The following is a 23,890-nucleotide window of genomic DNA, read 5'->3' on the forward strand; positions in this document are numbered from 1 at the left end:
TTCCCTCGTAAAGAAAATTTCTCTCAAAAAAGCGAAAATGAGGATTTCTTCACGTGAACGCAGTTGGCTACTCCTATATTCAAGAAGCCCTCGGGATATCAGCCCTTCCTCTGCGCCAGCCTGCCATCGTTCAGCCTGTCACCCGGCTGGAACGGATTGATAATACCTTGGCAGTACCGGCAGCCATGGCACCCGCCTCTGATGACATCCTCGGACACGTATTATTTGCTCTGAAGCACGAGGGCATAAACCTCGGTATCCTCGCCCAGACCCTCCCCCAGATTCCACTACATGCATTTGAGATGGTTCTGCGGGAGTCGCCCAACGGCATCTACATCCGCAAGGCTTGTTATCTCCGAGAGGCATTTGCTGACGAACCCGTCACACAGCATGCCCCCGTGCGCGGCGTTTTCATTCCCCTGTTCGACCCTGAGCGTTACATCACTAGGACTGGGTCTAGGAATTCACGTTGGAGGGTTGAATTCAACGGCCTTGGCTCACCTTCTTACTGTGCAACTGTGGAGCGGACTGCAGAACTGGAAGGCTTACTTAACCACGACATTCTGGGACGAGCCAGGGCATTTATCGACTCGCTACCCAAAATGATGATGGACCGGGCGATCAACTGGGCCTACCTCAGCGAGACTCAAGACTCATTTGCCATTGAGCGCGAAGCACCGAGTACGGACAAGGCACATCGCTTTATTGAGCTTTTACGCCAGGCGCATGATCGGCACCCTCTCAGTGAGGACTATCTGGTGGCGTTACAGAACGCCACTGTCTCGAACAAGCTAGACATGGCGGCGGCTTACCGCCATGAGCAGAATCACCTGGCCGGTGCATTGCCGGGAGCGGCCGGCGTGACCTATGTTCCACCGACACCCGAACTGTGCCGGGAACTGATGGAAGAGCTCGTTCAGTTCGCTAATGAAGCTCCAAACCAGATTGACCCGTTGGTAGCGGCGGGCATCATTTCCTTCGGCTTTGTGTTTCTGCACCCCTTCATGGACGGCAATGGCCGGCTATCCCGATTCCTTATCCACCAGACACTGTGCCGCTCAGGTGCGCTGGAACATGGTCTGTTATTACCGGTTTCGGTTGCAATGAAGCGCGACGAAGGTCGCTACCTTGAAGCTCTGCAAGCCTTCTCAAAGCCCGCACGGGATTTTTGGAACGTCCTCTGGATTGATTACGGTAACCTGACGCTCGACTTCACCGGACACCCAGCAATCTACCGCTATTGGGATGCTACACCCGGCGTCACCTTCACCCTCGAAATGGCCCAGCGCGCCCTCGAAGTCGAACTCCAACAGGAGACAGAATTTCTGGAGTGCTTCGACCAAATTGTCACAGCTGTGAATGAAAACTACGATGTGCGTGGCAGTGACCTGGCTAACCTGGTCATGATGTGTCTTACCAACGGCGGGGTAATGTCGAAGAATCGACGCAAGCAATACCAATACACTGTCCCAGAGGAAGTCTTCGATTTCATCGAGCAACAGGCCCAAGCTTTGCTGAATCCAAACACGCCCTGAGCTACCCGTTAAGTGAGAAACGAGGCTTACTTGTTCATGGCATGCTCGCTTGGCAGCGTATTGGCCAGTTTCTTCAGTGCGGCTTCGGCTGCCTTCAACTCTTCTTTTTGCGCCTTACTCCACCCCTTGACCAAGGGTTCCAGATCGACTTCTTGCTGCCCCCTGAGACACCATTGGTAGTGATCATGCCATCCGCCAAGCGCAGACTGAGCCTTCTTCAGGGAAGTCGTCGCTACTGCTGGTAGTGGTGATAGTGACGGAAATGCATCGGTAATATAGCGGGTGCGTTTGACCAGTATGCGCAGCTTATGCCGGTCGAACTCGGCATCAGTGACCCCAGCGTACAGTTTTCTGACCTGCCGGTTCAGCGCCTTGCCGATGATGCGCTTGAGTTCAGGTGAGTCGCCGCCGAGATCTGATCTGGCAAACGCTGCGGGCCATTGCTTGAGCTCGGCAAACAGACGCTGCAACTCCGGTGCCTGGACAATCTCCCGGTACTCGGCCTGCAACAATTTACGTCTTCCGTCCGCCAGCGCCGAATAGCCCCGCTGATCCAGTTCAGCGATGAGTACTTCCAGATCCCTGGTGGGGGTCGTAAGTCGCCCGACCTCGGCTGCGGCCTCGCGTAAAGCCTGGTTCTCGGGTAACGAACCGAGTGGACCAAGCAAGCTGCGAATACGCCTGACAGCGATGCGCAAGTCATGCAACGCTTCATCATCCGTATTCTCATCCAGACGCCTGTATGCGTCACGCAGGACCGCTGTGAGATTCTGAATTTCTGCAACATATTTGTCCAGAAACATACCCTGCTCCATTCGTACTGTGCAGTGACTCCAAATGAGGCTAGCAGAGATTCAGCGAAGCGGCAGTTTGGGTGCCCAAAGTCAGCAGAAAACTGAAGCTCCTGAACGAGCGTTTTTGAAGCTCTCCCGGGTTCTACCCCGCTAACACGGACACTTTCAAGTAGACTCATGTGGAGTCATAGGAGTGTTCATGTCCAAGCGCAAACAATATAGCCCGGAGTTCAAACGGGAGGCCGTAGAACTGGCCCGTCGCTCAGGCACCAGTTGTCGTCAGATAGCTCAAGAGATCGGGGTGGCGCCAAGCTTGCTAAATCGCTGGGTGCGTGAGGCGCGAGCAGCTGAGAAGCCTTTTCCCGGCACAGGCAACCCGCGAGATGAAGAACTTGCCCGCCTCAAGCGCGAGCTGGCCCGAGTGACGAAGGAACGTGATTTTTTAAAAGACGCGGCAGCGTACTTTGCCAGGGAATCATCGAACGGTACTCGGTGATCCAGCGCTGCCGCAACGAGTACCCAGTCCGACTGATGTGCCGTTGTTTGAAGGTGTCTGCCAGTGGCTATTACGACTGGCAAGATCGTGAGCCAAGCCCACGCGCTCAGGATAATGCGCGCCTGATAAAGCGTATTCGTGAGATCCATGAGGATAGCCGCGGTGCAATAGGTGCGCCTCGCATGCACGAGGATCTCCTATTCGAAGGTGAAACCGCCAGCCTGAACCGTGTTGCTCGCTTGATGGCCGCAGAGCAAATTCAAGGTTGGCCGCGCAGGAAGAGACGTGGCTTTGGCCGAGTAACGTCTGGCCGCCCAACAGGTGTGGAAAATCTACTGGAACGCGACTTCAATGCCTTGGAGCCGGAGCGCAAATGGGTCACGGATATCACGGAGATAGCCACGCTGGAGGGCAAGCTCTTCCTGTGTGTAGTGCTGGATCTGTACAGCAAGCTAGTGATTGGCTGGTCGATGCATCATCGCCAAGATAGGCAGATGGTCATCCGGGCAGTGGAGATGGCGATTTGGCAGCGTCAGGGTAACTGGTCGGTCATTTTACATTCTGACAGGGGGAGCCAATTTACCAGCGTCGACTATCAGCGCTTTCTGAGCCGAAACACGCTGGTTTGCAGCATGAGTGCCGTTGGCCATTGTGGCGATAACGCGGCTTGTGAGGGCTTCTTCGGCCAACTCAAGCGCGAGCGTGTTGCTCATCAATCGTACCGGACACTTGATGAAGCGCGAGCGGATCTGTTCGACTATATTGAGCGGTTTCATAACCCACGAATGCGTCGTAGAGTTGCTCAGCAAGATCTGAAGTTTTCGGCTCTTTAAAACCGTCCGTGGAAGCGGGGTAGAACCCCCCTGGACTTCAGTAGCACTATCCCCAGGGGATCAGTTCACGTCTTGAATTGAACGAGCAGCCCCGTACTCACGGTGCTGCTCGTCACACTCACTCGCCTGCAGCCTTCTCTCCGTCGGCCACAGGCTTCGGAACAAGCATCACCGACGCCACGCGAAATGGCAGGATGCCTACACGCCTCGCCTCAACCTTGAAGGTGACACGCTCTTGCTCTTCAGCATCCTCCCATTCATCCCGAGTAGTGCGCCCCTGAACCAGTACCCGCATGCCCTTCTGGTACAAGTCCTTCCAGTGCTCTGCATCGCGATGCCATAACTCGACTGGAGCCCAAAAGCCCCCGCGATCTTCGAATCCTTCTTTGGTTGGAACAGGGTTATCGAAGTACACGTTCAGGCGCAGCAGTCTGCGCGGCTCATCGTTGCCATTGGGAAACTCTCGGTATTCAGGTGTTGACCCCAGGTTACCCTCGCCAATGAAGTGGTTGCTCATGTTGTATTCTCCGTGCTTGTTAAAACCCTTGCTGCAGGGTGCAGGCAAAAGTGTTGTGATAGTGGCTATCAACTGTGTGGCAGATCCCGTATACCTGCCCTTCATGCACGACCCTCAATCTGGCGCAGATAAACACCCTCAGCCTGCGCCATCTTGCTTGCGCATTCCCGCGCTTGGCGGCCGAGTGTATGCAGCAGGCTTACCTGCATATTCATCGTGATACGCGTCTGCTCGATAGCCAGCAGATCATCCAGAAGAGTGAACGGTGTAGTTGAGTTCGCCATCAGCTCCTGCCACAACGCCACGCCCATAACGGAGCGGTCAGGTGTGCGCCAGCGCAGAAAGTGTGTGCCTGCGCCAGTGGTCTGCTGGGCCAACTCAATGGGCAGCAGGTTGAAGGGATACCCCCTGGCCTGCATCAGCACCCGGGTTTGCGGCCCACTGATCAATCTGTCCCGTAATGCAAAACATTCGCTGGCCCATTCATCCAAAGCCCCCTTACCTTTAAAAGGTTTTAAAAGGCCTTTTAGAGAGGCTGCGTGTTCCAGCTTCATGAAGTCATCCCGTTGCAAGACTTCAAAATGACGAACTTGATGGGATTGATCACTCATAATGGTTCCTCATCCTCTTCGGACTCAGCCCCTGCCCTCGGCTCCTCAACACCTTCCTCCGCCAGTTCTGCGCCATTGTTCGCAGGCTGGCTGCGTAGCTGTTGGACACGGTGAGTAATTGGCGGCGCAAAGCGTGACCGGCGTACACCTTCCAGGACATCCTGAGGCAGTTCTCCGAACTTCTCGATCGCCTCTCGGGCTGCCGCATTTTTCGCTGCGAAATCATCTCTGGTGCAGCCCGAATATCGATATTGTTGAGCCAGTGAAAACAGACTGCGCAGGGCATGTGCGCCCTCGTTCAGCCATCGTTCCAGAGTGCTGCGGTCAATCAGAGCGGTGTGATGAGCCAGGATCAGCTTGCGAGCAATATCGTCGTACTCGGCCAGCAGATAGACAGCCGCAAAGCCCAGCTGGGCATTCACGAACAGGGGAAGTTTGACAGGCTGGACGTTCAGATTTTCACCCAGGGTGATGGCCATCGGCACATCGGATAGCGCCAGCTCAACCTGCTCGTGTAGTGATTGCAGCGTGGTTTTGGTCTGCTCCAGCTTCTCCTCGATCCGCAACATCCACCAGTCGCTGTAGGGGTCGTCCTGCTCGGCACCTCGTTTTATTTTGTTGGTAATGCCGATGAAGCCGTTTAACCCGACTATGCCTGACTTGACTTCGCTACGGGCTCGGCCATGCCAGATTCGTGAGGCGTGATGGGTATGAAGTGTCAGCGACATCGCACTGCGCAAGGAACCCAAGTTCAACTGCAGGTGTTCATTCTCATTGGCAGCCATGATTGCAGCTCATTGTTGGAAATGGAGCTGCCAGCATCAGCGGTAACCGGAAGGCCGTCAGTCAAGAAACCGATACCCGCAAATCCCCCGTTCCAGGAACATGGCCTTTATCAGTTGTAACAGTGAAATTATCCCTAGGGGATAGTTCCACACATTGCTGCTGAGCGCTGTTGCCCTGTAGGTCAGTCTCTGTGCAGAAGGTTGCGTAACTCATTGAGATATTCTTTAGCCTGCATGGGCGAAACCATGTTCCTGGCTTCCTGCTGTTTCGGAATCTCTGCAGGCAGGCACACCGCTGGCGGCTTCTCAACCTGCTTGGCCAGCGCATTGAACTCGCCTCGAATTGCACGCTGAATAATACCGAACAGATAGCCTGCGGGATTGCGGATAGCACTGCTGTCACAACGCAACACCCATTCGTCCAACACGGCCTGCTGCAATGGAGTATCCAGCTGCCGCAGAGCTACCAGAGCACCTGCTTGCTGCTCGTCCTTCAGCCCTCTGAAACGTTCAGGCAGCACCACGCCTGCCGCTGAATGGCCATTCGATTCAGTACGTACTTTACTAATACTTTTACTACGTACTGTACTGTCCGCCTTCGGATTCCGAAGAAAGGCGCCAGCTGTGGGTTTCATGCTTGCTTCGGATTCCGAAGACGGCGCCCCGCCATTCCGAAGACGGTTTAAATATCCGTCTTCGGATTCGTGTGAATTGCTGTGCTGTGGATAACTATCGGATTGTTCAGTACGTCCCTGATTCAACCGCTCGGCCAGAAGCTGTAGGCGTGATGGCAGCGGACGCCCACCAAGTAAAGGGTCATCTGCAATTTCCTTTAAGGTATTGTTACCTACAACCTGGACAGCCTTGGAGGCATGGCTCAGAGACTGTATCACCAGCTCCAGATAGCCGGAGTCCAGTTCCATGGCCTCAAAGGGCGTCAGCGGTTCATCATGCAGTACGTAGAGGTTGCCCAATATGCGACCGGATCCAGCATCGCGGCGCCGACGAACAAGACTGAGCCAGCGAGTCAACCGTAATAGCGTCAAGGCTCTGGCAACCGTTTCGGGAGACGCTTGAGCACCACAGGGCATAGAAGCCAGCCAAGGGCGTAGTTGCTCATAGGTGGGTAACGCAGTTACACCATCATCATTGATCTGGAGACGAAATACCTGCCAGGCATTGCGTTCCAGCGGCGTCAATCGACGGTCAAAGAACAAGCGGCGCGGCACGCTCTCATGGCGGTTACCGCTATACAGTAAACCGTCCATTGTTTTGGAGGGTTGTCTGGTCGTGAGATGACTCAGTGCGCCATCAAGCAAATTCGCCAACGAATCCGAGCGCCGGTGGGACAACTCATCATCCATAGCCATCGTTAGGCAAGGCCATCTTCAATCCAGCCCTTGACCGTCGCCCATACTACCGACAAGGGTAACGACAGACTTTCGGCCAGTTCCATGGCGACATCCAGCAGTGCCGAATCATCATCAAGCTCTACTTTGTGGACAGCTGACACCCTCTCCCACTGCCTCCACAACTCAGTTTCCTGCTGTTCATCCAGTACCGGGTGACGCCCCTTGCGCTTGGGGAGACCGAGAACATCACGGCGCAGCGCCACCTCCTGATGGGTCAATCCGTAGAATCGGCTAACCATCTCGGTGCTGGCTCCCAACCTGAGCATGCGATCAATCCTGGCAATCTCTTTTTCCACGTCAAGCGCTTGCTGCAACAGCCTACGCAGTACTTCACGGTTTACGGATACAGAACACCAGGACACATTGGCATTGGTCAGGACGCTCACCAGTAAAGGGTTCTTGAGTGCATCCAGTTCCTGGTCACCGAAGCCCATTGCTTTACATCGGCGTAACTGTCCATTACGAAGATCGTACAGAGCCTGGGCTATGACAGCCTGATTAAGTGGTTGTGACGCTGACATCCGAGCCTCCTCTTATTCAGACACCGTCGTCTGGTGATCACATTCCAGCTCCCTCAGTCGCCGTGCCAGGCGAATCAAACGGAACAGTTTGACCAGCGAGTTATCACTCAAATACGGAGGCTCTGCGCCCTGACCATATAGTAACGAGGGTAGGACGAGGTGGGCCGGGGCTCGCCCTTCTTCAAGCGTAGGTTGACTGCTAAGGGCAACAAGCAGGCCCAGGACGGCCTTACCAGCTTGAGGCATATCGTCCTCAGCAACCTTGCACATGAACCCAATACCATGGTCGTAACCTTCGATGCAGTGGCCCAAGAAATCCTGCCCAGCAATTTCGCGAGCGAACCGCGCAAGGTGGATCCGCAGTTGTTCGGGCGAATCCATACTGGGCTCAATGCACCAGATATCCGCGACCGGATATACACCAGCAGCTTGATCAGGCATTGACCGTGAGTCGCTGTCCGAGAAATCAGAGAGCGGCTCATCGCCCAACTGATCCGCCACCATGCGTTGAATCGATTGGAGCCGTTCCGTCGTTGGCGGAGGTGGAACGATATGCTCTTCCACCATTTCCTCCGGCGATGCAGGGTGCTGCCCCTGCTTGGACTCTTCTGGACTGGAGCGAACAACGGTGGAGTCAAGTGGCGTAATGGATGGTTCAGGCGCTGCCGGTGGTGCTTCGTTCGGTCCAGGCTTGACCGCTGGCTCAGGGCGAGGCTCCAGGTTCGATACCGGTTCTGGGTCGCTGACCAGAGCTCGGTGACGACTGTCGGCTTCACTCAAATCCAGCACCAGAACGTCGTAGTCGATGCCCAGCATATCGGACATCTGACCAATCATCTCATCCTGTACTCGTTGCGCCGAGAAATCACTCTGGCTGGTATCGAACTGCGACAGCACATCATGAAAAACGCTGTCGAATTGCTGACTGAGTGTCCCGGCCTTTGCATAATGATCCCAAGTTCGCTCACATGACTTGCGCATCACAGACAACCGTTCAACCTGGTGGCGGCCCAGTCCGGCATACAGTACGGTCGGTATCGCGGGCAGCAAGTAGCTCACGGCGTCACTCATGCGACTGATATGTGACTGCGGCACTGGGAAACCGTCCGCAGCCAAGCGACGAGCAAGCTCTGACTGGCTCAGTGTTTTACCGGTCTCCTGCTCGTAGATCTCACGGGCTTTCTCGACTCCGAGGGCACGTTCTATGAAAGTCAGCCGCCCTCGCAGCTCATTTTCTGCAAGATGACCAGTGAGTGCCACGATCTCACCACGCTCAGACCACGGTCGGAACAGACACAAAATACGGAAAAACTGCTCGTCTCTGGTCTCCGACCATAGTTCACGCAAAATAGCCAACCGCGTATTCCCACCGTTGCGAATGACATAGTGATCAGCATCAGGTCGTCGCGTAATCGGCGGCGGAGCATCCAGCCCGCGTTGCTGGATAGAGGCTTTGATCTCGTCATACAACGGGTTACGCGTCAACCTGGGGTTAAGCTCATAGGGATGCAGCTCATCAAGGGTAACCATCATTGGAGTATCCGCAATGGGATCATTCAATGTAGGGGCAATGGGACTGCTTTGTGAGAAGCCTTCAACCTGTAGCTTGCTCGCCATTTCGTCGGGTGTGATATCAGCCATTTTATTCGCCCACCCCTGCTCGCTCGCCTTGCGAAAACGATCTCTGAGATGTCTTCCAGCACAACTCATGATTTTCTGTCATGTGACACCCCCTTCCCCGTTACCCGGGTCGACTGACTCTCCCACTGTGGTGCCAGCTCTATAGCGATCCGGCGAATAATTTCCAATGCGGCGGGAGTTTGCCGTCCTGAAGGACGACTGTGCTCGGTACGGTGTACCGGCTGCCCCTTGGTCGCAGCGCGTGGAAAAGCCTCAATCGCCGGGACATCCTGTTTCAGCACAAGCACATCGGGATGCCCGCGAAACATCAGTCTCAGCGTTTTCTGAACCAGCTGCGCATTTGCCGACACTGCCGGAAGGCGATTTATCAGCAAAAGCACCGGTGGCATCTGAATACCAAGATGGCGGTACGGACTTATCTCTTTAACCAGTTGCAAGGTGCCCCGCTGAAGTTCGCGAGCTGCGAGTATTTCGGGCGTCACGGGGGACACAGCCTGGTCGGAGGCCAGAAGCGCCATTTCCAGGAGTACGCTTCGGGCCCCTTGGGTATCAATGAGGACCAGGTCGTAATGCGGCTTGAATACTGATAGCAGGTTGCGCAACCGCAACCTGCCGTCAGCAGCATGCAGCAGCAGAGTATTGAGTTGTCGATGCTCGTCGTTGGAGACAATGATGTCGAGACGATGGATAGCAGTACGTGACACCAGCTTGGCTGGGTCACGCTCATTGAGCGCGAGCAACTCATAAGAGCCGCCGGCAGCTCGATGAGCAAGCGTGAAATATGATGACAACGTTGGTTGCGTGTCGAGGTCGAGCAACAGCACCCGCAATCCAGCATCTGCAAAGAAGCCTCCCAGGTTCGCAGCTATAGTGGTTTTACCCACCCCACCTTTCGTAGAAATCAGCGAAATAACATGCATGAGCGGCTCCTTATCTGTGGGCCGGATAAAGTGCATTCAGGCACGATTACTGCGCCGTTCCGTAAGCCACTCTTCAATCTCAACCGAATCCCATCCAACGGCACGCACACCAATACGAATGGCCTTGGGAAACTTACCTAGACTCATCAGGTTGTAGATATGGGCACGCTTGAAGCCGGTTTTAGCTTCGACTTCAGGTCGGCGCAGGATGCGTCGTTCAATACTGCCCTCGCTGAGAGGCATCTGTTGATTCTGCTGACTCATCTGGATTACTCCTTAGCGCTACTGGCGCTTCACTGGAGTGACCAGAATGGAGAGGGTCGCCTGAAATAGGCACTGCAAATGCAGTATTGGCAACTGCACATGCAGTAATGACACATCAGATGATCTGTGATGCCAAACGGCGTTTAGCCTCAGCAAATTTGGCGTGCAGGGTCCGCTCTGTCACACCCATAAGTCCGGTATGGTGTGCAATCAGAGCGGAAATGATGGATTCCTGACTCCGGAAAGTGGAGTAGGCAATACCGGATGGTGTTTCGCTCAGTATGAGCTGAACCAAGGCGCCTATGATATTCAAATAGGTGAGTTCAGCACGTTGACTCAAGGAGGTGCCAGCATGCCGAGTCGCTATATCAAGCTCTCCTCTCATAGCATCCAGCTTCCTTCGTAGCTTCTTATTCATGCGTTGACAAGATTCGCTTGAAGAACGCCAGAGGTCTCGTTCCATCACCAGCGCTTGAACCGCTTCGACAGTCACAGCGGGATGTAGCAATCGCTCATAATCATCGAAAAGAAAATCAGGCCGTTGATCAGGATACTTCTCACTCATCCAGACACGCATATCGACATGTCTGATGGTCACACTGGGAGAGGAAAGCAATTCAGGATCGGCACAGGTAATCCCGTTACGACCAAAAGGCAAGTCACCATTGAGCAAGCCATCATAGATCCGATCGAGGTTTAACCGTATAAGCGGCCACCTTTCCAATTGGTGGTTCAGAGGTAAGCGATCAGGATCGAGCAACCCGATAATAAACTGTTCTTGCTCATACAAGTTGCTCCACCGGATAGCGGCCTCAATAGGGGTGTAGAATATTTTTATATGACTGCTGTTCATTATCACGCGCGCCCGTCTTCTTGCCGATGCTGCAATCGGCAGTAAACTACCCGTGAAGATCGTGGCGCGAGGGGCACCCTCGTGAAGCCCGATCCGATATCAAAAACAAATCGAGAAGAGCGTCGTACGACAGCTCAAGCCCTCCAGATAGCCAAGGGGGCAGGAGTAAACGCTTCAATCAGTCTTTTCGGAAATCGGCTCGCTGTAAAGTGGGCGACGTTGCCATGACAAAAATATTGTCAATTTATGTCAAACGCCATCTTGAAAAGTCACAGCTGTGACTTTCTTCATGCCCCGCGCCGCTGACGCTCTACTATCCCTGTCCAAGCATCGCGAGGATTGACTGTATCTCATGGCCATCATACTTATGACTAATAGCGTCCTGATGGCTTGCTTTGACTTATTCGATCATTTACATGTCAAAAATAACAACAGGAATTTGGCCAATCTGACCTCAACATGCGATTACACGCTCAACCGGCCACTGATTCCACGGCCATCCGGCCACCTTTCCGGGCAGGCAGCTACGCAGGATTAACTCACTATCATTGACCTCTTTTTCGAAGCGAAGGGGGTCGCTGTAGAGCGCTTATCCATGCGTAAGATTCGAGAGATGTTGCGCCTCAAGTCTGAGGCCAAGCTATCGGCCCGTCAGATTGCGATCAGCGTGTGCCACCATCGGCGACTACCTCAACCGCCTTACCGCCAGCGGCCTCACCTGGGCCCGCTCCCTAGTCGACGCCGAACTGGAGCACCAGTACAACCACCAGCCCCGGCAGTACCCAGCGAACAGCGGCCCATGCCCGACTGGGCCAAGGTACATGCCGAGCTGCGTCGCCCCGGCGTGACCTTGGCTCTGCTCTGGCAGGAGTACCGTATGGGAGAACCGCAGGGCTTCCAGTACAGTTGGTTCTGCAAGCACTACCGGGCCTGGACTGGCAAGCTGGACGTGGTGATGCGCCAGGAGCACCGCGCTGGCGAGAAGCTGTTCGTAGACTGCGCCAGAACGCCGAAGCCGGATACTGGTTAACAGGCCGACGCCATGATGCCGACTGTCAGGGTTGAGCGAGCATATTTAATTTCATGGGGTAAAACATGGGGTAAAAACGGCGCAGCCCAATAATCATCGGCCATAAAAAAATCCAGTCACCGCTAAGTGACTGGATTTTCTAGGTATTTTTGGTCGGGACGGAGTGATTCGAACACTCGACCCCTTGCACCCCATGCAAGTGCGCTACCAGGCTGCGCTACGCCCCGACGATGCTTCGGTTTGTCTGCCGAAGCGGGTCGCATAATACATTAACTATCTGAAATGAGAAAGTTTTTTTTGGTTATCAGCGAACGCGAAGCACGTTGAGCACTTCTTCCAGCTCGGCAATGGTCTGACGAATCAGTTGCTTGTACTGGGTGAGGTCTTCGCGGGCTTCTTCACCGGACAGGCGCTGACGCGCCCCACCAATTGTGAAGCCCTGATCATACAACAATGCCCGGATCTGGCGGATCATGAGGACATCCTGGCGCTGGTAGTAGCGTCGATTACCACGACGCTTGACCGGCGACAGCTGCGGAAACTCCTGCTCCCAATAACGCAGAACGTGGGGTTTCACTGCACACAGCTCGCTGACTTCACCAATGGTGAAGTAGCGTTTGCCGGGGATAGCCGGCAATTCGTCGTTATGGCTGGGTTCCAGCATAGGCTTCTACTCGTGCCTTCAGTTTTTGTCCTGGGCGAAAGGTCACTACCCGTCGGGCAGTAATGGGTATTTCTTCGCCAGTCTTGGGATTACGTCCGGGGCGCTGACGCTTGTCGCGCAGATCGAAGTTGCCGAAACCCGACAGCTTCACCTGCTCATTAGTCTCGAGTGCGTTGCGAATTTCTTCGAAAAACAACTCGACCAACTCTTTGGCTTCGCGTTTGTTGAACCCTAACTCTTCGTACAGCCGCTCAGCCATTTCCGCTTTTGTCAGAGCCCCCATTAGACCTATTTCCTTAGTGTGGCGTTGAACCCTTGCTCCAAGGACTGCAGCACTCTGTCCATGACAGCATTCACCTCGTCATCAGTAAGAGTGCGCGACGAATCCTGCAACGTCAAGCCGATTGCCATGCTTTTTCTATGCGGATCAATACCTTTGCCCTCATAAACGTCAAACAACCTGAGGTTTTTGAGATGGGCTCCGGCTTCTGCACGAATGCAGGACAGCAGATCCTCGGCCAGCACGTCACGGTCCACCACCAGCGCTATGTCACGTCTGACTTCAGGGTAGCGGGACAATTCCACAAAGCGCGGCAACTGACCCTGGCAAATTTTCGCCAATGCCAACTCGAACACAAAAACGGGGCCGTTAAGGTCCAAGTCAGCAACCAGCTGCGGGTGCAGCGCGCCGATCAGGCCGACCTGCTCCTCGCCATTGAGGATGCAAGCCGACTGGCCCGGGTGCAGTGCCGGGTGGTCAACCGGTGCAAAACGGAAAGCAACACCGGCTGCGCTTTGCGCCAGGATGGCTTCAACATCAGCTTTGACGTCAAAGAAGTCGACCTTCTCGGCACCATTGGCCCAACCTTCTGGCTGTCGGCTGCCGGTCACGATACCCGACAGCATGACTTCCTGCAGCAGGCCATGGGCGCCGGGAATAAAGCGCTGACCAGTTTCAAACAGACGTACCCGGCTCTGCTGACGGTTCTGGTTGTACTGCGCGGCCTTGCTCAGACCCGGCCACAGCGAGGGACGCATAACGGCCATGTCGCTGGAGATCGAGTTGGCCAGCGCCAGGGGTTCGATCTCCGGCTCGAACTGCTTGCTCAGGCCCGGCTCGATGAAGCTGTAAGTAATGGCTTCATGGTAGCCACGGGCGACCAGCAGGCGACGCAGCACGGTCAGCTCGCCGCGGGCCTCCGGCTTGCCAGCCAGACTGAGGGCTGCGGTCGGTGCGCTGACCGGCAGGCGGTTGTAACCATACAGGCGGGCCAGCTCTTCGATCAGATCCACTTCGATACTGATATCGAAGCGGTGACTGGGTACATCGATCTGCCACTGGCCATTACCAATCGCGGTAACGCCCAGCCCAAGACCGGAGAGATAACCGACCACGTCGGCCTCACCCATCTGCATGCCGAGCATCTGGGTGATGCGGTCATTGCGCAAGGTGATTTGCTTGAGTGAGGGCAATGCGCCCTGCTCGACCGCCTCGATGACCGGACCTGGCTCACCACCGACGATCTCCAGGATCAGGGCCGTCGCACGCTCGATGGCCTCACGCTGCAGTTGCCAGTCAACGCCTCGCTCAAAGCGATGCGAAGAGTCGGTGTGCAGGCTGTAGCCACGCGCCTTGCCGGCGATGGCGATGGTGTCGAAGAAGGCGCTTTCCAGGAACAGATCACGGGTGTTCTCGCTCACACCGCTGTGCTCCCCACCCATGATGCCGGCCATAGCCAGCGGGCGTTCGTGGTCTGCAATCACCAGGGTATCTGCACGCAGGCTGATTTCCTGGCCATCCAGCAGCACCAGCGGCTCGCCCTCTTCGGCCAGGCGCACACGAATGCCGCCCTTGATTTCGGCGAGGTCAAAGGCGTGCATCGGCTGACCCAGTTCGAGCATCACGTAGTTGGTGATGTCGACCACTGCATCAATGCTGCGGATATCGCTGCGACGCAGGCGCTCGACCATCCACAGGGGCGTGGCGCGCGACAGGTCAACATTGCGGATCACCCGGCCCAGATAACGTGGGCAAGCCTCGCTAGCAAACAGCTCTACCGGACGCACCTCTTCATGGACGGCCGCGACCGGCTCGACCTTGACACGGCAAACCTCGGCGCCATAGTTGGCACCCACTTCACGGGCCAGGCCGGCGATAGACAAGCAATCGCCACGGTTCGGCGTCAGGTCGACTTCAATGATGGCGTCATCCAGGCCCAGGTACTCGCGCACGTTCTGCCCGACCGGGGCATCCTGCGGCAGCTCATAGAGGCCGTCGTGATCTTCTGAAACCTTTAGCTCGGCCGCCGAGCACAGCATGCCGAAGGACTCGACACCACGCAGCTTGGCCTTCTTGATTTTGAAGTCCTCACCCAGCACGGCCCCCACCATGGCGAACGGGATCTTGATACCAGCGCGAGCGTTCGGCGCCCCACAAACAACCTGAAACTCCTCACTGCCATTGCTGACGCGGCACACACGCAGCTTGTCGGCATCGGGGTGCTGCTCGGCACTGAGAATCTCGCCCACCACAACGCCGGAGAACTCACCGGCTGCCGGGGTAACGCTATCTACTTCGAGTCCGGTCATGGACAGGCGCGCCACCAAGTCGTCACGAGAAACGTCAGGGTTTACCCAGGTGCGCAGCCACTGTTCACTGAATTTCATTATCGATTCCTGCTGTCAAAAGGGTTGCGGGTGCGGCGCTCAACGGAACTGCTCAAGGAAACGCAGATCGTTGTCGAAGAAAATGCGCAGATCGCCCACGCCATAACGCAGCATGGTCAGACGCTCTACACCCATCCCAAACGCAAACCCCTGGTATTTCTCCGGGTCGATACCGGACATGCGCAGCACCTCCGGGTGCACCATGCCGCAACCCAGCACTTCCAGCCAGTCGGCCTTTTCTTCGCCGTTCTTGACTACGCGGCGGCGAATATCCACCTCGGCGGAAGGTTCGGTAAAGGGAAAGAATGACGGGCGGAAGCGCACTTCCAGATCCGCCTCGAAGAATTCGCGCAGGAACTGCTCAATGGTGCCCTTCAGATCGGCAAAGCTCACACCCTCGTCGATCAGCAGGCCTTCGACCTGGTGAAACATCGGCGAGTGGGTCTGATCCGAGTCACAGCGATAGACACGACCCGGGCAGATGATGCGGATCGGCGGCTGCTGGCTTTCCATGGTGCGCACCTGTACCGGGGAGGTGTGGGTACGCAGCAGGGTGTTGGCGTTGAAGTAGAAGGTGTCGTGCATGGCACGCGCCGGGTGATGGCCCGGAATATTCAATGCTTCAAAGTTGTGGTAATCGTCCTCAACCTCGGGGCCTTCCGCGACGGTGTAACCGACGTGGGCAAAAATCTGTTCAATCCGCTCCATGGTGCGGGTAACCGGGTGCAAACCACCGGTCGTCTGACCACGGCCGGGCAGCGTGACATCCACACGCTCGGCAGCCAGACGGGCATTCATCGCAGCGCTTTCCATCTCGGACTTGCGCCCGTTGAGCACGCTCTGTACCTGCTCTTTGGCCTGGTTGACCAACGCGCCAACCTTGGGACGCTCCTCAGCCGGGATGTTGCCCAGGGTCTTCATCACCTGAGTCAGCTCGCCCTTCTTGCCGAGGTACTGCACGCGGATCTGTTCCAGCGTAGCCACATCTGCGGCCTGTTTGATTGCCTCAAGTGCTTGTGCGACCAGGGCGTCAAGGTTTTCCATCAACACGTACTCCAGAAACAAAAATAGGGGAAGAGCTTGGAGGCTCTTCCCCTATCATTGACGTTGCCAGCCACGCCGCGAGGCGCGGTGATTGTCGTAACGAGGGCTTAAGCCAGGCTAGCCTTTGCTTTTTCGACAATCGCGGTAAACGCCGCTTTTTCGTTCACGGCCAGATCAGCCAGAACCTTACGATCGATCTCGACGGACGCCTTTTTCAGACCGGCGATCAGGCGGCTGTAAGACAGACCGTTCTGACGAGCACCAGCGTTGATACGGGCAATCCACAGCGCGCGGAACTGACGCTTGCGCTGCTTGCGGTCACGATACGCATACTGACCAGCTTTGATAACCGCTTGCTTGGCAACGCGGAACACGCGTGAACGCGCACCGTAGTAACCTTTAGCCAGCTTGAGAACTTTCTTGTGACGCTTGCGCGCCATGACACCACGTTTTACACGAGCCATTGCTTTCTTCCTCTAACCTGTACCTTGATGATTAACGCAGACGCAGCATGCGCTCGACTTTTTGGACGTCAGCAGCGTTCAGCTGCGAAGTGCCGCGAAGTTGACGCTTACGCTTGGTGCTCATCTTGGTCAGGATGTGGCTTTTGAAAGCATGCTTGTGCTTGATGCCGTTCCCGGTTTTCTTGAAGCGCTTGGCAGCGCCACTTTTGGTCTTCATCTTTGCCATGTTCAGTTACTCCAAATTGAAGTGCATCAAATAATCGCAAGGCCTGGCGTTGCCCTGGAGATTACTTTTTCTTTTTGGGGGCGATGACCATCATCAGCTGACGACCTTCCATCTTCGGGTGCTGTTCCACGGTGCCGTATTCAAGCAGGTCGTTTTCAACCCGTTTCAACAGCTCCATGCCCAGCTCCTGATGGGCCATTTCGCGACCACGGAATCGCAACGATACCTTGGCCTTGTCCCCTTCAGAGAGGAAACGAATCAGGTTGCGAAGCTTGACCTGATAGTCACCCTCTTCCGTCCCTGGGCGAAACTTGATTTCCTTGATCTGAATCTGCTTCTGATTCTTGCGCGCGGCGGCTTGCTGCTTCTTCTTCTCGAAGATGTGCTTGCCGTAGTCCATGATGCGGCACACGGGCGGTGCCGCATCGGGGGAGATTTCAACCAGATCCAGCTTGGCCTCTTCAGCGGCGGCTATCGCCTCCTGAATGGATACGACGCCGACCTGCTCTCCGTCGGGGCCAATGAGGCGCACTTCGCGCGCCGTGATGTTTTCGTTAATCGGCGGGCGTTGCGCAGCTTTTCTGTCTTGTCTCATCTCGCGTTTAATCTTTATTGCTCCGAATTCGGGCGGCCTCGTTGTGCGATAGCGCTGTCGAGGAATGCAGTGAACTCGGTGATAGACATCGAACCCAGATCTTTACCCTCTCGCGTGCGCACGGCCACGGTTTGCGATTCTACTTCGCGGTCTCCGACTACCAGCAGGTAGGGAGTCTTGTGCAAAGTATGCTCGCGGATTTTAAAGCCGATCTTTTCGTTTCTCAAGTCCGCAACGGCACGATAGCCCGAATCAGTGAGAGTTTTCTCTACTTCGGCACAAAATTCAGCCTGATTGTCGGTAATATTCAGCACCGCAGCCTGAGTTGGTGCAAGCCAGGCCGGGAAGTCACCCGCGTAGTGCTCGATCAAAATCCCGATAAAGCGCTCGAAGGAACCAAGAATCGCGCGGTGCAGCATGACCGGCGTCTTGCGCGCGCCATCTTCAGCCACATACTGCGCGCCTAGACGACCCGGCAGCATGAAGTCCAGCTGCAGCGTGCCGCACTGCCAGACCCGACCGATACAGTCGCGCAGCGAAAACTCGATCTTCGGACCGTAGAATGCCCCCTCGCCCGGCTGCAACTCCCACTCCAGACCCGCCTCGTTCAGCGCATCCTCCAGACCTTTTTCCGCCTGATCCCAGAGCGCATCGTCACCAACGCGGCTTTCCGGGCGGGTAGACAGCTTCAGCTCAACATCGTCAAAGCCGAAATCACGGTAAACCTTGAGGGTCAGGGCGATAAAGTCTGCAGCTTCTTTCTTCACCTGCTCATCGGTACAGAAGATGTGCGCATCGTCCTGAGTGAAACCACGCACGCGCATCAGGCCGTGCAGCGAGCCAGACGGCTCGTTGCGGTGACAGGAACCAAACTCGGCCAGGCGCAGCGGCAGTTCGCGGTAGCTCTTCAGGCCCTGATTGAACACCTGGATGTGGCAGGGGCAGTTCATCGGCTTGACCGCGTAATCACGGCTTTCCGACTCGGTGGTGAACATCGCGGCGCCGTAGTGTTCCCAGTGGCCGGAGCGTTCCCACAGCACACGATCCACGACCTGCGGGGTCTTGATCTCTTTGTAGCCGGCGTCGATCTGCACCTTGCGCATGTACTGCTCAAGCACCTGATAGATGGACCAGCCATTGGGGTGCCAGAACACCATGCCCGGCGCTTCTTCCTGGGTGTGGAACAGGTCAAGACGCTTGCCGATCTTGCGGTGATCGCGCTTCTCGGCCTCTTCCATACGCTGAATGTACGCGGCCAGCTGCTTCTTGTCCGCCCAGGCGGTGCCATAAATGCGCTGCAGCTGCTCGTTCTTGGCATCACCGCGCCAGTAGGCGCCAGAGATACGGGTCAGCTTGAATGCTTTCAGGAAGCGCGTGTTCGGCACGTGCGGACCGCGGCACATGTCGACATATTCTTCGTGGTAGTACAAGCCCATCGTCTTCTCGTCGGGCATATCCTCGACCAGACGCAGCTTGTACTCCTCACCACGGGACTCGAACACCTTGATGACCTCGTCACGCGGGGTCACCTTCTTGATTACGTCGTAATCGGTGGCGATCAGCTCGGCCATGCGTTTTTCGATGGCCGCCATGTCATCCGGCGTAAAGGGGCGTTCGTAGGAAATGTCGTAATAGAAGCCATCATCAATCACCGGGCCAATCACCATCTTGGCGGTGGGATACAGCTGCTTGACGGCATGACCGATCAGGTGAGCACAGGAGTGGCGGATAATCTCGACGCCTTCCTCGTCCTTGGCGGTGATGATCTGCAGGGTTGCGTCCTGCTCGATCAGGTCGCAGGCATCGACCAGGCGACCATCAACCTTGCCGGCGATCGTCGCTTTGGCCAGGCCGGCACCAATCGATTGGGCGACTTCGGATACGGTAACGGGATTATCGAAACGACGTTGACTGCCGTCAGGGAGGGTAATAACGGGCATGTGCCACTCCTTCTCAGTGGTGACCCCTACGCAAGGCCACATGATGGAAACGCCGCACGAATGCCCCGCTGCAGTTCATACCGGTGTCACGATTACCGGCAGCCCTCATCAGGCTACTGCAACAGCACGCCGTACGGCACAGAAACAAAAAACCCGGCCACAGGGACCGGGTTTTAAATTTGGTAGGCACGATTGGATTCGAACCAACGACCCCCACCATGTCAAGGTGGTGCTCTAACCAACTGAGCTACGTGCCTGCGATGGGGGCGAACTTTACGCACCACCCCGCACACTGTCAAGCACTAAGTTACTGAAAACCTGAAAAAACCTTGGTTGCCAGACAAGGCGCTCAACAAACAACCAACCACTGTCTAATCTTTATCCAAATCGCTCAAATAAAGACCAGAAAAGCGGCCTCAGGCCTGCATCAACTGATCGCGCAGCTTCTGAATCTGATCGCGCGCCTGGGCCGCAGACTCGAACTCCAGATCGCGCGCATGCTGCAGCATTTTCTCCTCCAGTTCGCTGATGCGCTTGGTGATCTCTGCTGGCGTGCGCGGTGCGGCATAACCTGCAGCGTCTTCGGCGGCCTTTTGCTGACGCCGACGACCACTGCGACTACCCGGCACCACCGCCCCTTCCAGAATATCCGCCACGCTCTTGGTGACGCCACGCGGCGTAATCCCGTGCTCTTTATTGAAGCTGATCTGCTTCTCGCGGCGGCGCTCGGTTTCACCGATGGCGCGCTCCATGGAGCCGGTGATGCGATCCGCATAGAGAATGGCCTTGCCGTTCAGGTTACGCGCGGCCCGGCCAATGGTCTGAATCAGCGAGCGCTCGGAACGCAGGAAACCTTCCTTGTCGGCATCCAGAATGGCGACCAGCGACACCTCCGGCATATCCAGACCCTCGCGCAGCAAGTTGATACCCACCAGCACATCGAAGGCGCCGGTGCGCAGGTCGCGGATAATCTCAACCCGCTCCACCGTATCGATATCCGAGTGCAGATAGCGCACGCGCACACCGTGATCGCCAAGATAGTCCGTCAGATCCTCGGCCATGCGTTTGGTCAGCGTGGTGACCAGCACGCGCTCTTCCTTATCCACCCGCAGGCGAATCTCCGAGAGCAGGTCATCCACTTGCGTTGTGGCCGGACGCACCTCGATCTCCGGGTCGACCAGACCGGTCGGACGCACTACCTGCTCGACCACCCGACCAGCATGGGCTTCCTCATAAGGGCCTGGCGTGGCCGAGACAAAGATGGTCTGCGGCGAAATGGCCTCCCATTCGTCAAAACGCATGGGCCGGTTGTCCAACGCCGAGGGCAGCCGAAAACCGTAATCGACCAGCGTTTCCTTGCGCGAACGGTCACCCTTGTACATGGCGCCGACCTGCGGCACCGAGACGTGGGACTCATCGATAATCAGCAGCGCATTGTCCGGCAGATAATCAAACAGCGTCGGCGGCGGCGCACCCGGCTCACGACCCGACAGATAGCGCGAGTAGTTCTCGATACCGTTGCAGTAACCCAGCTCCAGAATCATCTCCAGATCAAAGCGGGTGCGCTGCTCCAGACGCTGAAACTCGACCAGCTTGTTCTGCTCCTTGAGCACTGCCAGACGCTCGTCCAGCTCCACCTTTATATGTTCCACAGCTTCAAGCAAAGTCTCACGCGGCGTCACATAATGGCTTTTAGGATAGATAGTTACGCGCGGAACCTTATGCAAAACCTCACCCGTGAGCGGATCAAAGAAGCTGATCGTCTCGACCTCATCATCGAACAATTCGATACGAATCGCCTCCAGATCAGACTCGGCCGGGAAGACATCAATCACATCGCCACGCACCCGGTAGGTAGCGCGCGCCAACTCCATGTCGTTACGCGTGTACTGCAGCTCGGCCAGGCGGCGCAGCAGCGTACGCTGATCTACCCGATCGCCCCGATCCACGTGCAGCACCATGTGCAGGTAAGACTCCGGATCACCCAGACCATAGATGGCCGACACTGTGGCGACGATGATCGCATCCGGACGCTCCAGCAGCGCCTTGGTCGCCGACAGCCGCATCTGCTCAATATGGTCATTGATGGAGGCATCCTTCTCGATATAGGTATCGGAGGACGGCACGTAGGCCTCGGGCTGGTAATAGTCGTAATAGGAAACGAAGTACTCGACGGCGTTGTTCGGAAAGAACTCCTTGAACTCGCCATACAGCTGCGCCGCGAGCGTCTTGTTGGGCGCCATGATGATCGCCGGGCGCTGCATTTTCTGAATCACATTGGCGATGGTGAAAGTCTTGCCCGAGCCGGTCACCCCCAGCAGGGTCTGGTGCGACAGGCCCGCCTCCACGCCTTCCGTCAGCTGGGCAATGGCGGTCGGCTGATCACCAGCCGGCTCGAAGCGGGTTTGCAGGTTGAACTGACTCATCACTACCGGACCTCACAGGGCGATACAAACGAACATGATAACGCAGCCGGCCACGTCAGGCGCTGTCGCCATTTCGTTCCGGCCTGCGGATTCAGGATACGGAACATGGGAACCCGATTGGAGTTATGCGTTCAGTTCTCTATAATAAACGGCCGCTAAGACGTCATTGATCGACCCGGTTGGCGGAGTACATCACCTCCCGCCTGCCCGCTCGATGCCCTGCACCGGCACAGCCCGACACCCTACATTCACTTGAATATCGAGTTTGCCCATATCATGAGTTTGTTTTCCCCGGTAGAACTGGCCCCGCGTGACCCCATCCTTGGCTTGAACGAAGCATTCAATGCCGATACCCGTGCGAACAAAGTCAATCTGGGTGTTGGCGTGTACTGCAATGAGGCCGGTAAGGTACCGCTGCTGCGCGCTGTGCAAGCGGCAGAAGAGGCTCGCGTGGCCGAGCACGCCGCCCGCGCCTACCTGCCGATCGACGGCCTGGCGCCCTACGACCTGGCCGTACAAAAGCTGCTGTTTGGCGCCGATTCAGCACTGCTGGATTCCGGCCGCCTGATTACTGCCCAGGCCCTGGGCGGCACTGGTGCACTGAAACTCGGCGCGGACTTCCTCTACCGCCTGACCGACAAGCGCACCGTCGCGATCAGCAACCCCAGCTGGGAAAACCACCGCGCCCTGTTCGAAGCCGCCGGCTATGACGTGGTCAACTACACCTATTTTGACCCGGCGACCAACGGCCTGAACCTGGACGGCATGCTGGCCGATCTGGAAGCGCTGGCCGAAGGCAGTGTGGTTATCCTGCACGCCTGTTGCCACAACCCGACAGGCGTTGATCTGGGCCTGGCCGACTGGGCCAAGGTGATCGACGTCGTCGGTCGCCGCCAGCTGGTACCCTTCTTGGACATCGCCTATCAAGGCTTTGGCGAAAACCTCGAAGACGACGCCGTCGCTGTGCGTCTGTTCGCCGAGTCCGGTCTGCCCTTCCTGGTGGCCAGTTCCTTCTCCAAGTCGTTCTCGCTGTACGGTGAGCGCGTCGGCGCTCTGACCATGGTCACCGCCAGCCAGGAAGAAACCGCACCGGTGCTGTCGCAGCTCAAGCGCGTCATCCGCACCAACTACTCCAACCCGCCGACCCACGGCGCCAAGGTGGTTGCAGCGGTTCTGACCAATCCCGAGCTGTACGCCCAATGGGAAGCAGAGCTGGCCGAGATGCGCGACCGCATCCGCGACATGCGCGCCGCACTGGTCGAAAAGCTGCAGGCCGCCGGTGTCGAGCAGGACGTCAGCTTTATCCAGCGCCAACGCGGCATGTTCTCCTTCTCTGGCCTGAGCAAAGACCAGGTCGCTCGCCTGGCAGATGAGTTCGGCATTTACGCTGTCGGCAGCGGCCGTATCTGTGTAGCTGCGCTGAACACCAGCAACATTGACGCTGTGGCAACCGCCATGGCGGCAGTGATGAAGGGCTAAGCTTCAAGGCCCGGTTGCAAAACCGGGCCTCAAGACGTTGACTTTGATCGATTTTTTGGTAAAGTGCGCAGCGTCCGATCCGCGATAGCTCAGTCGGTAGAGCAAATGACTGTTAATCATTGGGTCCCTGGTTCGAGTCCAGGTCGCGGAGCCAAATTGAAAAACCCGGCATC

General features: G+C 56.5%; 21 protein-coding genes, 3 tRNA genes and 2 pseudogenes. 5 read left to right on the forward strand and 21 right to left on the reverse strand.

Translation table 11 applies throughout. The annotated features are described in order from the left end of the window. Positions 1–53 precede the first annotated feature (53 nt). Positions 54–1,535: a Fic family protein gene (locus CNQ84_RS13960; protein WP_096005457.1), complete on the forward strand. Its 1,482-nt coding sequence runs from the start codon at positions 54–56 to the stop codon at positions 1,533–1,535. A gap of 26 nt (positions 1,536–1,561) precedes the next feature. On the opposite strand, the gene CNQ84_RS13965 is transcribed toward CNQ84_RS13960, so the two are convergent. Beyond that, on the reverse strand, positions 1,562–2,338 hold the full coding sequence (locus CNQ84_RS13965) for a CHAD domain-containing protein (RefSeq protein WP_165771299.1): 777 nt from the start codon (positions 2,336–2,338) through the stop codon (positions 1,562–1,564). 190 nt (positions 2,339–2,528) lie between these two features. Between CNQ84_RS13965 and CNQ84_RS13970 the strand changes: the two are divergent. Further along, a pseudogene (locus CNQ84_RS13970) lies at positions 2,529–3,681 on the forward strand (IS3 family transposase). A 95-nt stretch (positions 3,682–3,776) separates the two neighbouring features. On the opposite strand, the gene CNQ84_RS13975 reads toward CNQ84_RS13970, so the two are convergent. The 9 genes from CNQ84_RS13975 to CNQ84_RS14015 all read right to left on the reverse strand — a co-directional run bounded on the left by CNQ84_RS13975 (position 3,777) and on the right by CNQ84_RS14015 (position 11,182). Next, a complete protein-coding gene (locus CNQ84_RS13975) occupies positions 3,777–4,175 on the reverse strand; it encodes a single-stranded DNA-binding protein (RefSeq protein ID WP_036989949.1) in 399 nt (132 codons plus the stop codon). A 101-nt stretch (positions 4,176–4,276) separates the two neighbouring features. Beyond that, the gene (locus CNQ84_RS13980) at positions 4,277–4,786 is read right to left on the reverse strand and encodes a DUF3158 family protein (RefSeq protein ID WP_096005460.1); all 510 of its coding nucleotides are present in this window, start codon (positions 4,784–4,786) and stop codon (positions 4,277–4,279) included. After that, positions 4,783–5,571 carry a PFL_4669 family integrating conjugative element protein gene (locus tag CNQ84_RS13985; RefSeq protein WP_096005461.1) on the reverse strand — a complete coding sequence of 263 codons (789 nt, stop codon included), beginning with the start codon at positions 5,569–5,571 and terminating at the stop codon, positions 4,783–4,785. Before CNQ84_RS13985 ends, CNQ84_RS13980 begins: the two co-directional genes overlap by 4 nt. Before the next feature lie 182 nt (positions 5,572–5,753). Further along, complete coding sequence (locus tag CNQ84_RS13990; RefSeq protein ID WP_096005462.1) at positions 5,754–6,941, reverse strand: STY4528 family pathogenicity island replication protein; 1,188 nt, start codon at positions 6,939–6,941, stop codon at positions 5,754–5,756. Positions 6,942–6,943: 2 nt separating this feature from the next. Continuing rightward, on the reverse strand, positions 6,944–7,504 hold the full coding sequence (locus tag CNQ84_RS13995) for a DUF2857 domain-containing protein (protein WP_096005463.1): 561 nt from the start codon (positions 7,502–7,504) through the stop codon (positions 6,944–6,946). Positions 7,505–7,516: 12 nt separating this feature from the next. Beyond that, positions 7,517–9,145 carry a ParB family protein gene (locus CNQ84_RS14000; RefSeq protein WP_096005479.1) on the reverse strand — a complete coding sequence of 543 codons (1,629 nt, stop codon included), beginning with the start codon at positions 9,143–9,145 and terminating at the stop codon, positions 7,517–7,519. A 65-nt stretch (positions 9,146–9,210) separates the two neighbouring features. Then, positions 9,211–10,065: a ParA family protein gene (locus CNQ84_RS14005; RefSeq protein ID WP_096005480.1), complete on the reverse strand. Its 855-nt coding sequence runs from the start codon at positions 10,063–10,065 to the stop codon at positions 9,211–9,213. 36 nt (positions 10,066–10,101) lie between these two features. Continuing rightward, on the reverse strand, positions 10,102–10,329 hold the full coding sequence (locus CNQ84_RS14010; protein ID WP_036989955.1) for an AlpA family transcriptional regulator: 228 nt from the start codon (positions 10,327–10,329) through the stop codon (positions 10,102–10,104). Positions 10,330–10,444: 115 nt separating this feature from the next. Next, the gene (locus tag CNQ84_RS14015) at positions 10,445–11,182 is read right to left on the reverse strand and encodes a hypothetical protein (RefSeq protein ID WP_096005464.1); all 738 of its coding nucleotides are present in this window, start codon (positions 11,180–11,182) and stop codon (positions 10,445–10,447) included. A 595-nt stretch (positions 11,183–11,777) separates the two neighbouring features. On the opposite strand from CNQ84_RS14015, the pseudogene CNQ84_RS14020 reads away from it, so the two are divergent. Beyond that, positions 11,778–12,200 (forward strand): annotated as a pseudogene (locus CNQ84_RS14020) (IS21 family transposase); the annotation flags it as partial. A 162-nt stretch (positions 12,201–12,362) separates the two neighbouring features. Here CNQ84_RS14020 and CNQ84_RS14025 read toward each other — a convergent pair. The 11 genes from CNQ84_RS14025 to uvrB form a co-directional block, all read right to left on the reverse strand. Beyond that, positions 12,363–12,439, reverse strand: a tRNA-Pro gene (locus tag CNQ84_RS14025). Between the two features lie 77 nt (positions 12,440–12,516). Beyond that, a complete protein-coding gene (locus CNQ84_RS14030; protein ID WP_083727851.1) occupies positions 12,517–12,876 on the reverse strand; it encodes a MerR family transcriptional regulator in 360 nt (119 codons plus the stop codon). Next, on the reverse strand, positions 12,857–13,159 hold the full coding sequence (gene ihfA / locus CNQ84_RS14035) for an integration host factor subunit alpha (protein ID WP_083727852.1): 303 nt from the start codon (positions 13,157–13,159) through the stop codon (positions 12,857–12,859). Before ihfA ends, CNQ84_RS14030 begins: the two co-directional genes overlap by 20 nt. Positions 13,160–13,164: 5 nt before the next feature. Then, positions 13,165–15,543 carry a phenylalanine--tRNA ligase subunit beta gene (pheT, locus tag CNQ84_RS14040; RefSeq protein ID WP_096005465.1) on the reverse strand — a complete coding sequence of 793 codons (2,379 nt, stop codon included), beginning with the start codon at positions 15,541–15,543 and terminating at the stop codon, positions 13,165–13,167. A gap of 39 nt (positions 15,544–15,582) precedes the next feature. Next, a complete protein-coding gene (gene pheS / locus CNQ84_RS14045; protein ID WP_096005466.1) occupies positions 15,583–16,587 on the reverse strand; it encodes a phenylalanine--tRNA ligase subunit alpha in 1,005 nt (334 codons plus the stop codon). 107 nt (positions 16,588–16,694) lie between these two features. Beyond that, positions 16,695–17,051 carry a 50S ribosomal protein L20 gene (gene rplT, locus CNQ84_RS14050; RefSeq protein WP_083727855.1) on the reverse strand — a complete coding sequence of 119 codons (357 nt, stop codon included), beginning with the start codon at positions 17,049–17,051 and terminating at the stop codon, positions 16,695–16,697. Between the two features lie 31 nt (positions 17,052–17,082). Then, positions 17,083–17,277, reverse strand: coding sequence for a 50S ribosomal protein L35 (gene rpmI / locus CNQ84_RS14055; protein ID WP_083727856.1), 195 nt, complete (start codon positions 17,275–17,277; stop codon positions 17,083–17,085). A gap of 61 nt (positions 17,278–17,338) precedes the next feature. Beyond that, positions 17,339–17,890, reverse strand: a complete 552-nt coding sequence (gene infC / locus CNQ84_RS14060; protein ID WP_174704263.1) for a translation initiation factor IF-3 — start codon at positions 17,888–17,890, stop codon at positions 17,339–17,341. Continuing rightward, complete coding sequence (gene thrS / locus CNQ84_RS14065; RefSeq protein WP_096005468.1) at positions 17,887–19,812, reverse strand: threonine--tRNA ligase; 1,926 nt, start codon at positions 19,810–19,812, stop codon at positions 17,887–17,889. The genes infC and thrS overlap by 4 nt, the downstream gene beginning before the upstream one ends. A 180-nt stretch (positions 19,813–19,992) precedes the next feature. Next, positions 19,993–20,069: transfer RNA gene (locus tag CNQ84_RS14070), tRNA-Val, on the reverse strand. 159 nt (positions 20,070–20,228) lie between these two features. Continuing rightward, entirely contained in the window at positions 20,229–22,238 is a 2,010-nt protein-coding gene (gene uvrB, locus CNQ84_RS14075) for an excinuclease ABC subunit UvrB (RefSeq protein WP_096005469.1), read from the reverse strand. 276 nt (positions 22,239–22,514) lie between these two features. Between uvrB and CNQ84_RS14080 the strand changes: the two genes are divergently transcribed. Together CNQ84_RS14080 and CNQ84_RS14085 are read left to right on the forward strand one after the other, a co-directional pair. Then, on the forward strand, positions 22,515–23,717 hold the full coding sequence (locus tag CNQ84_RS14080) for an amino acid aminotransferase (RefSeq protein ID WP_096005482.1): 1,203 nt from the start codon (positions 22,515–22,517) through the stop codon (positions 23,715–23,717). A 78-nt stretch (positions 23,718–23,795) separates the two neighbouring features. Then, positions 23,796–23,871, forward strand: a tRNA-Asn gene (locus tag CNQ84_RS14085). Positions 23,872–23,890: the final 19 nt, after the last annotated feature.

Origin of the sequence: Pseudomonas abyssi (assembly GCF_002307495.1) — a bacterium.
GTDB classification, from domain to species: domain Bacteria; phylum Pseudomonadota; class Gammaproteobacteria; order Pseudomonadales; family Pseudomonadaceae; genus Halopseudomonas; species Halopseudomonas abyssi.

What these genes read in the sequence shown, in the direction of transcription:
- CNQ84_RS13965 (WP_165771299.1), bottom strand. Translation starts at nt 2,338, where the DNA reads ATGTTTCTGGACAAATATGTTGCAGAAATTCAGAATCTCACAGCGGTC.
- CNQ84_RS13975 (WP_036989949.1), bottom strand. Translation starts at nt 4,175, where the DNA reads ATGAGCAACCACTTCATTGGCGAGGGTAACCTGGGGTCAACACCTGAA.
- CNQ84_RS13980 (WP_096005460.1), bottom strand. Translation starts at nt 4,786, where the DNA reads ATGAGTGATCAATCCCATCAAGTTCGTCATTTTGAAGTCTTGCAACGG.
- CNQ84_RS13985 (WP_096005461.1), bottom strand. Translation starts at nt 5,571, where the DNA reads ATGGCTGCCAATGAGAATGAACACCTGCAGTTGAACTTGGGTTCCTTG.
- CNQ84_RS13990 (WP_096005462.1), bottom strand. Translation starts at nt 6,941, where the DNA reads ATGGCTATGGATGATGAGTTGTCCCACCGGCGCTCGGATTCGTTGGCG.
- CNQ84_RS13995 (WP_096005463.1), bottom strand. Translation starts at nt 7,504, where the DNA reads ATGTCAGCGTCACAACCACTTAATCAGGCTGTCATAGCCCAGGCTCTG.
- CNQ84_RS14000 (WP_096005479.1), bottom strand. Translation starts at nt 9,145, where the DNA reads ATGGCTGATATCACACCCGACGAAATGGCGAGCAAGCTACAGGTTGAA.
- CNQ84_RS14005 (WP_096005480.1), bottom strand. Translation starts at nt 10,065, where the DNA reads ATGCATGTTATTTCGCTGATTTCTACGAAAGGTGGGGTGGGTAAAACC.
- CNQ84_RS14010 (WP_036989955.1), bottom strand. Translation starts at nt 10,329, where the DNA reads ATGAGTCAGCAGAATCAACAGATGCCTCTCAGCGAGGGCAGTATTGAA.
- CNQ84_RS14015 (WP_096005464.1), bottom strand. Translation starts at nt 11,182, where the DNA reads ATGAACAGCAGTCATATAAAAATATTCTACACCCCTATTGAGGCCGCT.
- CNQ84_RS14030 (WP_083727851.1), bottom strand. Translation starts at nt 12,876, where the DNA reads ATGCTGGAACCCAGCCATAACGACGAATTGCCGGCTATCCCCGGCAAA.
- ihfA (WP_083727852.1), bottom strand. Translation starts at nt 13,159, where the DNA reads ATGGGGGCTCTGACAAAAGCGGAAATGGCTGAGCGGCTGTACGAAGAG.
- pheT (WP_096005465.1), bottom strand. Translation starts at nt 15,543, where the DNA reads ATGAAATTCAGTGAACAGTGGCTGCGCACCTGGGTAAACCCTGACGTT.
- pheS (WP_096005466.1), bottom strand. Translation starts at nt 16,587, where the DNA reads ATGGAAAACCTTGACGCCCTGGTCGCACAAGCACTTGAGGCAATCAAA.
- rplT (WP_083727855.1), bottom strand. Translation starts at nt 17,051, where the DNA reads ATGGCTCGTGTAAAACGTGGTGTCATGGCGCGCAAGCGTCACAAGAAA.
- rpmI (WP_083727856.1), bottom strand. Translation starts at nt 17,277, where the DNA reads ATGGCAAAGATGAAGACCAAAAGTGGCGCTGCCAAGCGCTTCAAGAAA.
- thrS (WP_096005468.1), bottom strand. Translation starts at nt 19,812, where the DNA reads ATGCCCGTTATTACCCTCCCTGACGGCAGTCAACGTCGTTTCGATAAT.
- uvrB (WP_096005469.1), bottom strand. Translation starts at nt 22,238, where the DNA reads ATGAGTCAGTTCAACCTGCAAACCCGCTTCGAGCCGGCTGGTGATCAG.
- CNQ84_RS14080 (WP_096005482.1), top strand. Translation starts at nt 22,515, where the DNA reads ATGAGTTTGTTTTCCCCGGTAGAACTGGCCCCGCGTGACCCCATCCTT.